Origin of the sequence: Pseudomonas faucium, assembly GCF_021602585.1 — a bacterium.
Classification (GTDB): domain Bacteria; phylum Pseudomonadota; class Gammaproteobacteria; order Pseudomonadales; family Pseudomonadaceae; genus Aquipseudomonas; species Aquipseudomonas faucium.
This window is the reverse complement of the sequence record NZ_BQIP01000005.1, coordinates 61,451-75,216: the sequence shown is the minus strand read 5'-3', so window position 1 is coordinate 75,216 and position 13,766 is coordinate 61,451. Positions and strand designations below refer to the sequence as shown.

Sequence of the window (13,766 nt, the reverse complement as noted above, 5' to 3'; positions counted from 1 at the left end):
ACTGTTCCGCACCGATGTAACGGGCGTTACTACCCAAGGTGTGTGCATGTGGTAAGCAAGGGGGCGGCCTAGTGCCGCCCCTCTCTACCTCTTGAAAGGAGCATGGTTTATGGATGATCGTGGCTACCACACCCTTTGGGATATAACAGGTGCCAGCGCAAAGTTGCTGACCAACGATAAGACATTGCATCGCTTTTTTCTGACTGTATTGCAGGCATCCGGGTTCACCGTCATCAGCGATATGATCCACAAGTTTTCTTCAGGCGGGGAGGGTGTGACGGGGATCTTTCTATTGTCGGAGTCGCACCTTTCCTACCATACCTACCCCGAGCGTGGGTATATCAGTATCGATGTCTATACCTGCGGCAAAGGCAACCACTCGATCAATGAACGGATTGCAGCGTTTTTTGGTGAGGACGTCCAGGTCAACAGGAGGACGCTGTTGCGCGGCAGTGTGGTGACTGGCTTGTCGGGGGGGCGATATGCGACTGCTCGATAAAGGCCTGGTAAAGTTCGATTATCAATTTCCGCTTTATAACTTCTTCTTCCCGGCTCAGACACACAACTGCTATGCGCCCGACACAAGCCAGTTTTCAGAAATCATGGCCGGCGCCAATCAATCGGCACGTTCGCGTGCGTTGTATTTTCATGTGCCCTTTTGCGAAGCCATTTGTTCGTTCTGCCCTTTCACGCGGGGGCTGTACAAGAGTGCCGACGACATTGACCGATATACGCAGGCGCTGATCCGGGAGATCGAATACAAGGCGCAGATGATCGATTTGAAAGCGGTACCCGTCAGGGCAATATTTTTTGGCGGCGGCACCCCTTCGCTGTTGTCGCCGCGCAATATCCAGGACATTGGCGAGGCATTGCACCGTCACTTCGACATGAGCGAAGTGAAGGAGTTTTCATTCGAATTCAATGTCACCAGTGTCACCGAAGCGCGTGCGCGGGCGCTGGCCGATATCGGGGTGACCCATGCGCGTTTTGGGCTGCAAACGGTAGACAGCGAATGGCGCCAGCTCTTTAACCTCGACCCCGACATTGGCAAGATCGAACGTGCCGTTGAACACTTGCGCGCCCATTTCGGGCATGTGCTGTGTGACATTCTCTATGGCATGAACGGCAGCAACGAACAACAGACACTCGCCGACATCGACAAGGCCGTCGCCATGGGTGTCAGCAATGTCGATATCTACCCCATCAACAATGCCGCCACCTCCGTCAAGTTGCACAAGCAGATCAGGGCACGCTCCACGCAGGTAATGCTCGCCATGCGCAAGCTCAACATGAAGTTCATGCTCGATGCGCACCTGCGCCAGTATGGTTATGTGCCGTACAACGGCCATGGCTATGTGCACAGGCCCGCACAGGCCGGTGAACTGTTCAGCGATGATTACGCGTTCATCTACCACGAACATGTCTACGGCTATGCCGATCACGACCTATTGGGCTTTGGTGTAGGCGCTATCTCTTCGGTGGCAGGGCACGTCATTACCAATGTTTCCCTGCGTGAAAAATATACCCAACGCATGACGGCAGGCGAGCACCTGTGCCAGGTCAGCCGGCACGACCCGGTGCTGGATGTGGTCAAGCCCCTTGTACTGCGCCTGGCCTACCACGGTTCGGTCGACAAGCGGCTGGTCGAGCTGGGCCGTGTGCCCAAGGCGCTGATGCAGCGGCTCGATGCACTGGTCCAGTCCGGCCTGGTGGTGGAGGACAACCATTACTACCGGCTGACCCGGCTTGGTTGGCTTTGGTACAGCAACATCATGTTCTACCTGATGCCTGCGAGCGAACAGGACATTCTCCGAAAGCTGGTGTTCGAACGGCTCGATGTCCCTGGGCGGGACATCACGGAACATGAATTGATTTATGCCGCTGGCTGAGGAAAGCATGAAATATGCAGGCGTTGAGTCTTAACAGCGGCACACGTTCCCTGACGTTGGGCTACTGCTTTTCCAAATGTGGTGAGTTTGCCTTCGAAGCGGCCTTTGCCGTGGCAATCGTGTCCATGACCGATGCGGATCTGCTGTTGATTGGCATTGCCTATTTTTTCCGCTACTTGCCGAGCATGGTGTTTTCGCCCTTGGGGGGGTGGCTTGCGGATAACGCCGACAAGAAACGCACACTGTTTCTGGTAGAGGCCGCCAAAGGCATCCTGGCACTTGCCTTCTTCATGGCGTTCAGCCTGTTCGCGCCAGTATTGCCCGTGTTGGTTGGCCTGGCGATGGTCATGACCGCGCTCGAGTGTTTGTATGTGCCGACGTTTCGCGCGTACTTTCCCGACCTTGTCGAAAAGCACCAGTTGGCCTCGGTCAACAGCGGAATCCAGGTGATCGAGGATGCTGCCTCGATTATCGGCCCGCTGGTTTTCTCGGTGTGCGTGTTGTTGCTGTCTCGCGATGCAACGTTCCTGTTCTTTGCCATATGCCTGGTGTTGTCGGCCATTTCCATCGCAACGTTGGGGCCTGCCAGGCGAGGCGCCCGGCAGGCATTCGAAGGCCGCGCCATCATCCGCGATGCGGCGCGCAGTGTTGGCCAGCTCAGGGCCAGCAATGCGCCGTTGTTTGCTGTCATTGGCTGCACCACGCTCTGTGCGATGTTCGCGACGTCGGTGATTCGCTTCATTCTTCCGGCTTCGGTGCTGGAGCACTTTGCCTCTGAAGCGGCGGTCGGTTACGTGTTCTCGCTGCTGGCGGCAGGCACCGTATTGGGTGGCGTGCTCTACACACGCTTCAACCCGCGCACAACTGCGCGCCTGGTGCTGCGTTACTGGGTGCTGTACGGCGCACTGTTCTTTGCGGCTGCAGTGGCGCTGCAATTCAACAGCTGGCTGTTTCTGCTGGTGCTGTTTCTGGTCGGCTTCATTGGTGCATTCGTCGATATCGCCATCGTCACCAACATCCAATGCTTGTCGAGCGAGCATGAAGTTGGCCGCAACTTTTCCCTCTATTACTTCACGGCCGTCATTGGTGACGCCGTTTCAGGGCTGGTTGCCAGCCTGGTCTTCGTACTTGCGGGCCCGGCAACGTTCATCTGGATGACGCTCATGCTGTTCATCGCGCCCGTGCGCTGGAACCTCAAAGGAACTGCCCATGACACCGACCATCCTCTATAGCGCGGGGCTGCCCATGGCTGCATGGGAGGGCATGCAGGCGAGCGTTTTCAATTCGTCAGCCAACCTCGCGCTCGCTTGCGTTTTGCTATTGAGGCCTGAAGATGCGCTGCAACCCGCAGTGCGTGAAGCGGTGGAGCGTTGGGGCCTGCCGCTGTTTATCGCCGCGGAACATCGGCACAGCCCGCCAGAGGCAGGCGATGAGCCGCGAGTGGACATACCCTTGTCGGCACACGACAGGGCTCGGTTGATGGCTGCCGCGCTCGCTTTCGAACACCAGGCGCTGCCCCCTTTCACACGCACGGTTGCGTCTTTCGTCGGCAAGCGCCGGCCTACCTTCGCCTGCCCTGGGCACCAAGGTGGCGCGTGTTTGCAGCAGCACCCTGCCGGGGCGCGTTTCATGAGCTTGCTGGGGCAGGGCGTGTTCCAGGTGGATGTGCCCCATGCCGCGCCCGAGCTGGGTGATGTGCTGAGCCATGAAGGCCCGGTGCTGGAGGCGGAGCAACTGGCCGCAAGGGTGTTTGGTGCCGACGAGACGTGGTTCGTGCTCAATGGCACGTCCACCGCCAACAAGGTGGTTGCCAGCGCGCTGCTGGCGGCCGGCGACCTGGTTTTGCTGGATCGCAACAGCCACAAGTCGGTGTTTCTTGGCGCCTTGGTGCAGTGCGGCGCCTTGCCGGTGTACCTGGACAATGTGCGCGATGAGCGTGGGTTGCTGGGCGGCTATCGCGTCGGTGCCCTGGATGAAGCCCATCTGCGCAGCTGGGCGGGGCAGGTTTGTGAGCGCCGGGCGCGTGAGCCCAGGCCCTTTCGCCTGGCGGTGATCCAGCAGGCAACGTGCGATGGAGTGGTGGTCGATGCGTCAGCCTTGTTGGCGCGCATCGGCCATTTGTGTGATTACGTGCTGTTCGATGGCGCCTGGGCCGGGTATGAGCCTTTTGTTCCGGCGCTGGCCGGGTTATCGCCGCTGAATGTGCAACTGACCGACGCCTCGCCGGGCATTGTCGTGACCCAGTCGGTGCACAAGCAGATGTCCGGCCTCTCGCAAACCTCGCAGATTCACAAGAAGGACCGGCATATCAGCCACCTGCGCCGCTACTGCAGCTGGCCGGTGTTCAACGCCGCCTTCATGCAGCACGCCTCGACCAGCCCTTCCTATCCGCTGTTCATGTCGCTGGAAGTGAATGCGGCCATGCTCGCCGAGGGTGAGGGCGAGCGCCACTGGCGCCAGGCGTTGGCGGCTGCGCAGTGGTTGCGCGAGCAGGTGGCGCGCCGCTGTCGCTTGATCCGGCCGCTGATGCCGACCGTCTCGAATGCCTCGAGCCAGTACCAGCCACAAGGTGCCTTGGCGATCGAGCCTGGCCTGCACCATGTCGACCCGTGCAAAGTCATTTTCCTCACCCGCGGGCCGCTGGATATCCCGGCCTGCCTGCTGACCCGCTACCTGCAGGACTGCGAGTTCACGCCGGAAAAAACCGACTTCTACACCTTCACCCTGCTGATGACGCCCTCCAGTGACAGCGCCGCCTTGAGCCGGCTGGTAGACGCGCTCGAAGCGTTCGAAGCGCATTGGCACAAGGGGACTGCGGCGCTGCAGGTGCTGCCTTCGTTGCGTGGAGCTGCAGCTACTTACGAGGGGCTGTCCATTGCTGAGCTGGGCGAGCGCATCAATGCGCTTTATCGCACGCATCAGGTTGAGCAGCGGCAAAGCGAGATTTTCAGCGCAATCGGGGCGGCGCAGTGCGATCGCTCGCCTTACCGGGCCAACCAGCAGTTCGTGCGGGGCGAGGCCCGCTTGCGTTGTGTGAAGGAGGTGCTGGGCCAAGTGGCGGCCGAGGGGGTGATCCCGTACCCACCCGGGATCATGTGCATCGCCCCCGGCGAGCGCTGGACGGCTGCGTTGGTTGACTATCTGCAAGCCGTCGAGGCGTTGGCGGCGCAGTACTGCGAGTTCGCCCCGCATATCCAGGGTGTCCATGAAGTGCGCAATGCCGATGGCTCTGCCTCGCTGGGGGTATTCGTGCTTGACTGAACACCCTCAGCGGCCTGGCGGTGCGCGCAAGTTCATTCACGTCGACATGGACTCCTATTTCGTCGCCGTCGAGCTCCTGGATGCGCCCTGGTTGCGTGATCGGCCGGTCGCTGTGGGCGGCACGGCGCTGGAGCGGGGCGTGATCAGTACCTCCAACTACATTGCCAGGGCGTTTGGCGTCAGAAGCGGCATGGCAACCGCCACCGCGCAGCGCCTGTGCCCGGACCTGGTGCTTTTGCCTGTGCGCTTCGAGCGTTACGAGGCAGTCACTGGCAGGCTGGAGGAAATTTTCCGGCGCTTTACGCCGACCGTCGAGTTTCTCTCGTTGGATGAGGCCACGCTGGATGTCACAGGGCAGCCGCACTGCAACGGTTCGGCAACGCACATGGCCAGCCGCATCCGGGCGACCATCGAGCGAGAGCTGCAGTTGACGGCTTCGGCGGGCATCGCACCGTTGAAGTACCTGGCGAAAATGGCCTCTGAAGTGAACAAGCCCAATGGCCAGTTTGTGGTTGCACCGGATCAGGTGCAGGCCTTTCTTGCGAACCTGGACATTCGCAAGATCCCCGGGGTGGGGCCCAAGACCTGGGCTGTGCTGCAGGCCATGGGGTGCGTCAAATGCGCTGATGTCACCGAGCAGATGATCCCTGCGCTGCTGCGCCAGCTCGGGGCGCATGGTTTCTATGTGTGGGAGCGTTGCCGCGGGCAGGAGGGCTACGAAGGCAAGGCGGGCGGTGTGCAGTCACTGGGCGTCGAGCACACCTTGCCCAGCGACTGCCATGACTTTGCGCGCTGTGCCAGCGAACTGGATGGACTGCTGGCGGCCCTGGCGATGCGCATGGAGGCGCTTGGCGATGCGCCGCCGATTGTCAGGAACCAGGTCAAACTGAAGTTTGCCGATTTCACCATGGCCAGTGCCGAGGCGGGCGCCCTGGCATTGGAGCCGCAGGTGGTGCATGGCCTGTGCCGCATGCTTTGGAATACCAAGCGGCAGGGGCGAGCCGTGCGCCTGGTCGGTATTGCCGTCAAGATCCGCAGAAGTCTGCCGGACCCATTGCAACTTGAGTTGGGATTTTGAGCAGCCGGGCAGGCAACGCTGCGTCGACGCATGCTTTGCGATAGGCCCCCGGGGTCACCCCGTAGGCCTGTTTGAACTGCCGGCTCAAATGGCTCTGGTCTGCAAACCCTAGCGCGAACGCCACCTCAGAGGCTGCCTGGCCCCTTTTCAACAGATCACGGGCGTGGGTGAGGCGCCGCTGTTTCAACCAGGCGTGCGGTGGCAACCCGGTGGCCTGGCGGAACACGCGGGCGAAATGGAAGGGCGACAAGTTAACCGCCGCCGCCAGCGCTTCCAGCGAAGGTGGGTCGGCCAGTTGGCTTTCCAGCAGCTCGCGGGCGCGGGCCACGGCCACGGGCTCGTTGCCGGGGGCCGTGGGTTCGGGGCAATGGCCGTGGCGCTGCACCAGCGCCAGCACCGCCTGGCGCCAGGCGGTCTGTTGTTCGAGGGCGCTGGCGCCCAGCTCGGACAAGCGGTGCAGCTGGCTGAAGGCCGAGGCCAGCGCTGGGTCCTGGATCACGCTTTCGCGAAAGCGCGGCATGCCGTGGCGGCCCAGTTCCAGCTCGTCGAGCACGCCGGTGACCCGTTCATGTTCGGGGTAGAAGCCGCGGTAGCGCCAACCGGCCTCGTGGGCGGTGGCGCCGGTGTGCAGTTCGTCGGGGTTGATCAGCACCATGCTGCCCACCGGCGCCAGGTGCTCGCTGCCGCGGTGCCAGAAGCTCTGGGCGCCGGACTCGATCACGGTGAACACGTAGCCTTCATGCACATGGGGCGCGAAGCGCTGCTGGATGTAGCGCGCGTGCAGCATCTCGACATCGCCCAGGGCGGGCGCCTGCCAGAGGTGGGCTTGTTCGCGCAGGGGCCTGGTCATGCCAGCCAGCTGCGCAGCAGGAAGAAGATCAACATGCTCACCAGCATGCTCAGCAACACGCTGCGGGTCAACAGCACCAGGGCGATGGCGACCAGCGCGCCGAGCAGGTAAGGGTTGAGCGGGCTCAGGTCGAGCTGGTGGCCGGGCAGGAAGATGATCGGCCCGCAGATGGCGGTGAGCATGCCGGGCACGGCGAAGCCGAGGAACTGGCGTGCATTGGAGCTCAGGCGCAGCGGCAGGCGAGGCTCGAGAAAGGCATAGCGGTTGAGAAACACCACGGCGCCCATGGCGAAAATCAGTAGCCAGGTCATGCGCGTACTCCCGAAAACTTCTGGCAGATGAAACCGGCGGCCATGCCCAGCAGGCCGGCAGCCACCAGCGCGGTCTCCCAGTGCCAGTGGCTGAACAGCACCGAGCAGAACAGCGACACCGCCACGCACACCACGGTGGCGAGGTTGCGCACCAGCGGCGCGATCAGCGCGACGAAGGTGGCGACGATGGAGAAGTCCAGGCCCAGCTGGTCAAGGTGCGGGATGTTCTGGCCCAGCACGATGCCGGCCAGGGTGAACAGGTTCCAGGCCACGTAGAAGGTCAGGCCGACGCCGAGCGCGTACCAGCGGTTGAACTGCTGCTGGTCGTAGTGGCTGGTGAGGGCGAAGAATTCGTCGGTGAGCAGAAAGCCCAGCCCCAGCCGCCAGCGCAAAGGCTGGCTGGAAAGCACCGGGCGCATCGACAGCCCATACAGCAGGTGCTGCGAGGTCAGCAGCAGGGTGGTCAAAAGGATCGACAGCAGGTTGGCGCCGCCCTTGAGCATGCCGATGGCCACCAGCTGCGCCGCGCCGGCGAAGACGATCGCCGACAGGCCCTGGCCTTCCCAGGCGCTGAGGTTGGCTTCGATGGCCATGGAGCCGGCCAGCAGGCCCCAGGGGGCGACGGCAAGTGACAGCGGAAGGATGGCGATGGCGCCGTGGAGGAAAGCTCGGCGGGCGATGGGCGGATGGCTGGGCATGATGGCTGCGACACGGTTACACGGTAGAGCAGCTTGCCAGAGTGCAACGCGGCTGGCTTGAACGATCTTGCTGGTTTGCCTGTGGCAGGCGCCGCAGGCTCAGCGGTGGCTGGTCAGGCGCTGCTGGGCGGCAACGCAGCCGTTGATGTCCACGGCCTTCTGCAGCAGGGCCTGGCGATGCAGTGGGTCGAGGTCGCCGAGCAGCCGGTAGACCTCGGCCTGGTAATCCCGTTGCCGGCCCCACTGCATTTCCAGCCCCTGCGGCTGGCTGCGGCTGCAAGCCAGGCGGGTGGCCGGTTGCGGGTAATAGGCGGCATACAGGGTGGCCATGCTCGGCACCGCTTCGAGCGCTTCGCGGTAGGCGCTGCTGACGTTGTACGGCGGGCACCAGCTGGCGATCGCCGTTGCCGGCGGGGCAAAGCCCTGCTGCAGGCTCGCTTCGAGCAGCGGGCAGGCGGCATCGGCGATCTGCGCAGCGGGCAGGTAGGTCGTGTAGTACAGCGCCAGGCGGTACTGCGCCACGGGGTGGCCGAGTTCCACCGACTTTTCCAGCAAGGCCACCGCGGTTGGCAGGGTACGGGCCAGGGCCTGGCCCTGGCGATTGAGCTCCGGGTCGCCGCCTACGGCGGTGCGCAGAGGGCTGGCGCTGTCGTCCGGGTGGTCGGCTTGCTCCAGCAGCGGCAGGGCCTGGCGGTAGAGCAGGTCGGCATGCGGGTCGATGCGCACATCGAGCGCAAGCGATGCCTGCGGCACCAGTGTGATGAGCAGCGCAGCCAGGTACGGGGGGATGGCTCGGGTGTTCATGACAATTGCAGCTGCGCCTCGGGCGTATCGGAACGACGCCGTATTCTAGCCAAGCCTGTGGCCAGACCGAAAGCGCGGCGTGCAATTGTCAGACAAGCTTGATCGGCGTGACCTTGCGTTGGGCGTGTTTTTCCTGGGCCAGGCCGAGTTTGGCGGTGATTACCTTGGCCAGCGCATTGTTGCCCAGGTCGTTCAGGTGCAGGCGGTCGATGAACAGGTCGGCGCCGAACACCGGCGAGCTGCTGAGCATGCTGTTCATGTCGTAGCACGGCACCGGGTCGGCCTGGCTCTTGATGCGGCGGAAGAAGGCCATGTGCAGCTGGCTGTCGAAGGTGCCCTGCAGCAGGCGATCGAAATTGCTGGGTTGCCGGTCCAGGGCCGCGAGCATGGCGACTTCACCGGCCGGCAGGGCCTCGCGGCACCAGGGCAGCAAGGGTTGCAGGATGAAGGTGAGGGTGGCGTGGCTGTCGGCCAGCATCCGCTCCCATTGGCGCAGGGTGCGGCCGATGCTGTCGGCGGCGCGTGCCAGGCGCTTCTCTGGCGCGCACAGCGGCCAGTCTGCCAGGGGCTCCGGGCGGCGCGGGGCGAGTGCCTGGGCAAGGCGCTGCAACCACGACGCTTGCCGCGCTGCGCCCTGGGCCGGCATGCCTTCGTTGAAGCTGTTCAGGTAGGCCTGGTGGGCCTTGGCGTACTGCGCAGCGTGCGGGCCGGCCAACACCTCGCCGAGGGCTTCGTGGGCCAGGCTGTTGAGCCCGCTGAGCAGCACCACGTGGCCAATTTCGCCCAGGCGGTGCTGGTGGGTGAGAAACAGCAGCAGCTCCTGGCTGGCATTGAGCCCGCAGCCGGCGAGGTTCAGCCACACCTCGCCAGTCAGCATCGACAGGTGCGAGGCCACCGTGTGTTCATCGCTGCTGGCACCGATGCCCATGGCCGTGGAGCCACCCACCAGCAGGTTGATGCGCCCGGCACCGCCGCGCTCGGCGGCCGAGAAGCGCTTGCCGGCGCAATGGCTGTAGCGCAGCCCCAGCGCATCGGTGTTGATGGTGCCGGAGCGGTAGCCGCGCTCATGAACGTGCAAGGTTTGCGGGGCGCGGCGGCTGCCCAGTTGCAGGAAGCGCTGGTAATCCTGCTGCAGCGGCGAGGGCAGGCCCTGGCCGCGTGCGGCGGTATCGAGGGTGGTCATGGGCGCTCCCGTTTCACTGGCCGGTTCAGCCCGCCAGTGCCTTGAGGTTGTAGGCCAGGCCACCGGCGGCGATCAGCAGCAGGGCAACGCCCGAGGCCAGGGAAATGATGCGGTTGCTGCGCGGCGAGCTGATCTTGCCGATGGCGAAGATGTACAGGCTGAGCACGGCGAAATCGATGAACACCCACAGCAGCGACAGCACCACCATGCTCTTGCCGAACGACTCGGTGATCTGGATGAACTGCGGGAAGAAGGCGATGAAGAAGATGATGTCCTTGGGGTTGGAGATCCCCACCATGAAGCCTTGCCAGAGGCCGCCGCGGCCGGCCTTGGGCGTGGGCTCGGCGGTTTCGCTGGCGGCCGGTGCCTGCAGGCATTCGCGCAAGGTGCCCACGGCGATGTAGCCGATGAACAGGCAACCGAGCAGGCTCATGCCGCTGAGCCAGGCCTTGTCGATGGCCGCGCTGGTGAGGATGACCCAGGCGGCGGCACCGATCAGCACCAACGACGCCCAGTTGGTGCCGACGGCGGTGAAAATGGCCTTGCGCGAGCCGGAAGCGGCGGCGGTGTTGACGATCAGTGCCACCACCGGGCCCGGGGTGGCGATCAGCAGCAGGACAGTCAGTGCGTAGGTGAGGGTGAGTGCGGTATTCACGGTCAGTTCTCGATCTGTGTGTCAGGTGTGGCGTGGGCGTGGGCATGAAAGGGGCAGCGCGAGGGCTTGAGCGAGCCTGCTTCCTGCAGTTGGTATTGCTTCCATTCGAAGTTGTCGTCGTCGCCGAAGAAGCCCAGGCTGTCCGGCATGACGCCGTCGTTGTAGTGGCGCACGCGGTCGCGAATGCGCGCACGGATGCGCTGGCCGCTTTCGGTGCCGGCGTTGGCCACCTCGTCGAAGTTTTCCCGCGGGTTGATGACGAAGGTGATGTGCTTGCCCAGATTGCGGCTTTTCATCTGCCGGTGGCCGGGGAAGTTCATGTTGATGAACAGCGGCATGCCGGCGTAGCAGAATGACCAGCCGTTGTCGTCCGGGTCGGTGGGAATCGACGGTGGCCAGGGCTGCGGGTCGCGCGCGTGCACGCCGCGCAGCACCTTCCAGGCCAGTGCCTGTTGTTCGGCAAGGGTGATGTCGCTGGGGGTTTCGAGAAACACCACCAGCGGGCTGCCGATGCGTTGCTTGACCGGTACCGGGGCGATGTGGCGCACGTAGTCGGCCAGGCCCTGGGCAATGTCGTCGGCCAGTTGCTCGGCGCGGGCGAAGAGGATGTGGCAGGTGGCGCCATTGACCGCCTTGCGCCCGAACAGGCACGGAAACTCGGGGTTGGCGAGAATGCTGCGAAAGTGTTGTAGTGTCTGGTAAGTCCAGTGATGCGTGTTCCGCTCATGTTCGGCGGTCAGCTCTAGCGCATCCAGGCGTAAGCAATTTCCATAACCCGTAAACATGATATCCCCAGGCGTTTAATTAATAGAAAGTTCCAGTCATATGCAGGCAGGTTGTTGGCTTATCTTTGTTATTTACCTGCATTTTCTGAGACGCACTTAACGTTGTAAAACGCGTGGAACTATGACCTACTATTAGTCTTACTCATGCTTCGGGGGCTTCATGTCGGAACGGATCCAGGCTTTGCACGCGCTACGTGCCTTCGAGGTCGCTTCGCGTTATGGGTCGTTCACCCGGGCGGCCGAAGAGCTGGCGCTGACCCAGGGCGCGGTCAGCCATCACATCAAGACCCTCGAAGCCATGTTCGGCTGCGACCTGTTCGAGCGCCGCGGCCCCAAGCTGAGCCTGACCGAACACGGCCGGGTGCTGTCCCAAGAGCTCAAGGTCGGCTTCAAGATCATCGAAAATGCCTGTGCGCTGCTGCGCCAGGACCGCTACGGCCTGCGCCTCAAGGCGCCTTCCACGCTCACCGTGCGCTGGTTGCTGCGGGCCCTGGATGCCTTCAAGAAGGCCGACGATGCCTGCAGCGTGCAGTTGTCGAGCGTGTGGATGGACATCGACACGGTGGACTTCTATTCCGAGCCCTACGACTGCGCGATCCTGCTGGCCAACGGGCGTTTCCCGGCCGACGTCGAAAGCTTCAAGCTGTTCGATGAGTGGCTGATCCCGGTGTGCCACCCCGACTACATGCCGCGCGCCCAGCCGGAGCTGGCGGACCTGCGCCACTGCGAGTTCCTGCACCCGTCGCCGGACCGCCGCGACTGGCGCCGCTGGCTGGCGCGCATGGATGCGCTGGACATCAGCATCGACCAGGGCCAGGTGTTCGACACCCTCGACCAGGGCATCTCGGCGGCCCAGCAGGGCCTGGGCATTTCCGTGGTCGACCTGGTGCTGGCCACCGCCGACCTTGGCGCCGGGCGCCTGGTCACGCCGTTCAAGCATGCCGTTTCCACCGGCGATGGCTATTACATGACCTGGCTCAAATCCAGCCCCAAGGCCCGGCAGATGCACAAGTTGCGCGACTTCCTGCTCGGCCAGGTGCCGGCGCTGGCCTACAAGGACATCGACTACCTGTACGGCTGAGGCCGCCCGCCAGGCCTCACAGGCGTGCGCTGCTGACGGTGATGTAGCCCTTGTCGAGCAGGGCGATGCGGATCACCGTTTCCTCGACGCTCGCCTTGCGCTTCTGCTTGATGCACACCCCCTCGATGGCTGCCGCGCGCATCTGCTGGGCGATGGCGCGCCCGCAGGGGTCGAAGAACGCCTCGCTGGCCAGCAGCTCGATGCGCTCGACCAGTTGGCGCGTGCGCTCATCGGTCACGCAGAAAAACAACACCCCCGAGAGGTGCGGGTCGTCGTCCGGGTTGCTGACCTTGTGGGCCATGAGTTCACGCAGGGTCTTGCGCAGTTCGGCGGTGGTGCTGAGGTGCGGGTGCATGCGGAGCCTCCTGTCGATCGAGCGCGGGCGCCGGGCTGTAGCTGGCGCGGTCCAGGGGCGATGGTGTTTTCCGCAGAGGGCGGCGGCAATTAAGAAACTTCCGAGCGGTGCGTAGGAAATATCTGAAGGTGCTGAAAGGATGCTTCCAGCCCTGCCGATGCTGCACAATTGCCCGCTCCCGTGCACCCAGACCTGAGGACTTCGATGAACAGCCACTTCCAAGCCGTCGACCTGAAAAAGGCCTACCGCCTGCTCAACCACGGCCCGACCGTGCTGGTATCGGCCAGCCACCAGGGCGTGGACAACGTGATGGCCGCGGCCTGGGCCTGCGCGCTGGACTTCGACCCGCCCAAGGTCACCGTGGTGCTGGACAAGGGCACCCGCACCCGGCAGCTGGTCGAAGGCAGTGGCGGGTTCGCGCTGCAGGTGCCCACCGCGGCCCAGGCGCAGCTGACCCATCAGGTCGGTACCCGCAGCCTGCTCGACCAGCCCGACAAGCTGGCCCGCATCGGCGTCGAGCTGGCGCGGGTGGAAGGGCATGCGGCGCCGTTGGTGGAAGGCTGCTCGGCGTGGCTGATGTGCCGGGTGATCGACGAGCCGCACAACCAGAGCACCTACGACCTGTTCATAGGCGAAGTGGTGGCGGCGTGGGCGGATGACCGGGTGTTCAAGGACGGCCACTGGGCCTATGAGCATGCCGACCCGCAGTGGCGCAGCCTGCACTATGTGGCCGGTGGGCATTTCTATGCGATCGGCGAGGCGGTGGTGGTCGACGCGCAGGGCTGAACCTGCCGGCGATGGGGCCGCGCAGCGGCC

Annotated in this window: 15 protein-coding genes; 7 read left to right on the top strand and 8 right to left on the bottom strand. The window is 63.6% G+C overall.

From position 1 onward, the window contains the following. Positions 1-109 precede the first annotated feature (109 nt). From speD to dinB, 5 genes are read left to right on the top strand one after another with little or no spacing between them, the layout of a single operon-like run. Positions 110-499, top strand: a complete 390-nt coding sequence (gene speD, locus L6D75_RS08200) for an adenosylmethionine decarboxylase (protein WP_176516767.1) — start codon at positions 110-112, stop codon at positions 497-499. After that, positions 483-1,889 (top strand): coproporphyrinogen-III oxidase family protein, encoded by a 1,407-nt coding sequence (locus L6D75_RS08195; RefSeq protein ID WP_176516768.1) that lies wholly within the window; start codon positions 483-485, stop codon positions 1,887-1,889. The genes speD and L6D75_RS08195 overlap by 17 nt, the downstream gene beginning before the upstream one ends. Positions 1,890-1,903: 14 nt before the next feature. Continuing rightward, positions 1,904-3,121: an MFS transporter gene (locus L6D75_RS08190; RefSeq protein ID WP_176516770.1), complete on the top strand. Its 1,218-nt coding sequence runs from the start codon at positions 1,904-1,906 to the stop codon at positions 3,119-3,121. Then, the gene (locus L6D75_RS08185) at positions 3,099-5,150 is read left to right on the top strand and encodes an Orn/Lys/Arg family decarboxylase (protein ID WP_176516772.1); all 2,052 of its coding nucleotides are present in this window, start codon (positions 3,099-3,101) and stop codon (positions 5,148-5,150) included. The genes L6D75_RS08190 and L6D75_RS08185 overlap by 23 nt, the downstream gene beginning before the upstream one ends. Before the next feature lie 46 nt (positions 5,151-5,196). Beyond that, entirely contained in the window at positions 5,197-6,228 is a 1,032-nt protein-coding gene (gene dinB, locus L6D75_RS08180; RefSeq protein ID WP_236193477.1) for a DNA polymerase IV, read from the top strand. On the opposite strand, the gene L6D75_RS08175 is transcribed toward dinB, so the two are convergent. The 7 genes from L6D75_RS08175 to L6D75_RS08145 all read right to left on the bottom strand — a co-directional run bounded on the left by L6D75_RS08175 (position 6,176) and on the right by L6D75_RS08145 (position 11,514). Then, positions 6,176-7,078: a helix-turn-helix transcriptional regulator gene (locus L6D75_RS08175; protein ID WP_176516774.1), complete on the bottom strand. Its 903-nt coding sequence runs from the start codon at positions 7,076-7,078 to the stop codon at positions 6,176-6,178. The genes dinB and L6D75_RS08175 overlap by 53 nt on opposite strands. After that, entirely contained in the window at positions 7,075-7,389 is a 315-nt protein-coding gene (locus L6D75_RS08170) for an AzlD domain-containing protein (RefSeq protein WP_176516775.1), read from the bottom strand. Before L6D75_RS08170 ends, L6D75_RS08175 begins: the two co-directional genes overlap by 4 nt. Beyond that, a complete protein-coding gene (locus tag L6D75_RS08165; RefSeq protein WP_176516776.1) occupies positions 7,386-8,087 on the bottom strand; it encodes an AzlC family ABC transporter permease in 702 nt (233 codons plus the stop codon). The genes L6D75_RS08170 and L6D75_RS08165 overlap by 4 nt, the downstream gene beginning before the upstream one ends. Positions 8,088-8,186: 99 nt before the next feature. Beyond that, complete coding sequence (locus tag L6D75_RS08160; protein ID WP_176516777.1) at positions 8,187-8,891, bottom strand: sel1 repeat family protein; 705 nt, start codon at positions 8,889-8,891, stop codon at positions 8,187-8,189. Between the two features lie 88 nt (positions 8,892-8,979). Then, positions 8,980-10,074, bottom strand: coding sequence for a hypothetical protein (locus L6D75_RS08155; protein ID WP_176516778.1), 1,095 nt, complete (start codon positions 10,072-10,074; stop codon positions 8,980-8,982). A gap of 25 nt (positions 10,075-10,099) precedes the next feature. Next, positions 10,100-10,729 (bottom strand): LysE family translocator, encoded by a 630-nt coding sequence (locus tag L6D75_RS08150; RefSeq protein WP_176516779.1) that lies wholly within the window; start codon positions 10,727-10,729, stop codon positions 10,100-10,102. A 2-nt stretch (positions 10,730-10,731) separates the two neighbouring features. Then, positions 10,732-11,514: a YqcI/YcgG family protein gene (locus L6D75_RS08145; protein WP_176516780.1), complete on the bottom strand. Its 783-nt coding sequence runs from the start codon at positions 11,512-11,514 to the stop codon at positions 10,732-10,734. 160 nt (positions 11,515-11,674) lie between these two features. Here L6D75_RS08145 and L6D75_RS08140 point away from each other — a divergent pair, with 160 nt between their 5' ends. After that, positions 11,675-12,595, top strand: coding sequence for a LysR substrate-binding domain-containing protein (locus L6D75_RS08140; RefSeq protein WP_176516782.1), 921 nt, complete (start codon positions 11,675-11,677; stop codon positions 12,593-12,595). 16 nt (positions 12,596-12,611) lie between these two features. Here L6D75_RS08140 and L6D75_RS08135 read toward each other — a convergent pair whose 3' ends face one another. Next, entirely contained in the window at positions 12,612-12,950 is a 339-nt protein-coding gene (locus L6D75_RS08135) for a hypothetical protein (protein ID WP_176516784.1), read from the bottom strand. 204 nt (positions 12,951-13,154) lie between these two features. On the opposite strand from L6D75_RS08135, the gene L6D75_RS08130 reads away from it, so the two are divergent. Then, positions 13,155-13,736 carry a flavin reductase family protein gene (locus L6D75_RS08130; protein WP_236193476.1) on the top strand — a complete coding sequence of 194 codons (582 nt, stop codon included), beginning with the start codon at positions 13,155-13,157 and terminating at the stop codon, positions 13,734-13,736. The last annotated feature ends 30 nt before the right edge of the window (positions 13,737-13,766 follow it).

What these genes read in the sequence shown, in the direction of transcription:
- speD (WP_176516767.1), top strand. Translation starts at nt 110, where the DNA reads ATGGATGATCGTGGCTACCACACCCTTTGGGATATAACAGGTGCCAGC.
- L6D75_RS08195 (WP_176516768.1), top strand. Translation starts at nt 483, where the DNA reads ATGCGACTGCTCGATAAAGGCCTGGTAAAGTTCGATTATCAATTTCCG.
- L6D75_RS08190 (WP_176516770.1), top strand. Translation starts at nt 1,904, where the DNA reads ATGCAGGCGTTGAGTCTTAACAGCGGCACACGTTCCCTGACGTTGGGC.
- L6D75_RS08185 (WP_176516772.1), top strand. Translation starts at nt 3,099, where the DNA reads ATGACACCGACCATCCTCTATAGCGCGGGGCTGCCCATGGCTGCATGG.
- dinB (WP_236193477.1), top strand. Translation starts at nt 5,197, where the DNA reads ATGGACTCCTATTTCGTCGCCGTCGAGCTCCTGGATGCGCCCTGGTTG.
- L6D75_RS08175 (WP_176516774.1), bottom strand. Translation starts at nt 7,078, where the DNA reads ATGACCAGGCCCCTGCGCGAACAAGCCCACCTCTGGCAGGCGCCCGCC.
- L6D75_RS08170 (WP_176516775.1), bottom strand. Translation starts at nt 7,389, where the DNA reads ATGACCTGGCTACTGATTTTCGCCATGGGCGCCGTGGTGTTTCTCAAC.
- L6D75_RS08165 (WP_176516776.1), bottom strand. Translation starts at nt 8,087, where the DNA reads ATGCCCAGCCATCCGCCCATCGCCCGCCGAGCTTTCCTCCACGGCGCC.
- L6D75_RS08160 (WP_176516777.1), bottom strand. Translation starts at nt 8,891, where the DNA reads ATGAACACCCGAGCCATCCCCCCGTACCTGGCTGCGCTGCTCATCACA.
- L6D75_RS08155 (WP_176516778.1), bottom strand. Translation starts at nt 10,074, where the DNA reads ATGACCACCCTCGATACCGCCGCACGCGGCCAGGGCCTGCCCTCGCCG.
- L6D75_RS08145 (WP_176516780.1), bottom strand. Translation starts at nt 11,514, where the DNA reads ATGTTTACGGGTTATGGAAATTGCTTACGCCTGGATGCGCTAGAGCTG.
- L6D75_RS08140 (WP_176516782.1), top strand. Translation starts at nt 11,675, where the DNA reads ATGTCGGAACGGATCCAGGCTTTGCACGCGCTACGTGCCTTCGAGGTC.
- L6D75_RS08135 (WP_176516784.1), bottom strand. Translation starts at nt 12,950, where the DNA reads ATGCACCCGCACCTCAGCACCACCGCCGAACTGCGCAAGACCCTGCGT.
- L6D75_RS08130 (WP_236193476.1), top strand. Translation starts at nt 13,155, where the DNA reads ATGAACAGCCACTTCCAAGCCGTCGACCTGAAAAAGGCCTACCGCCTG.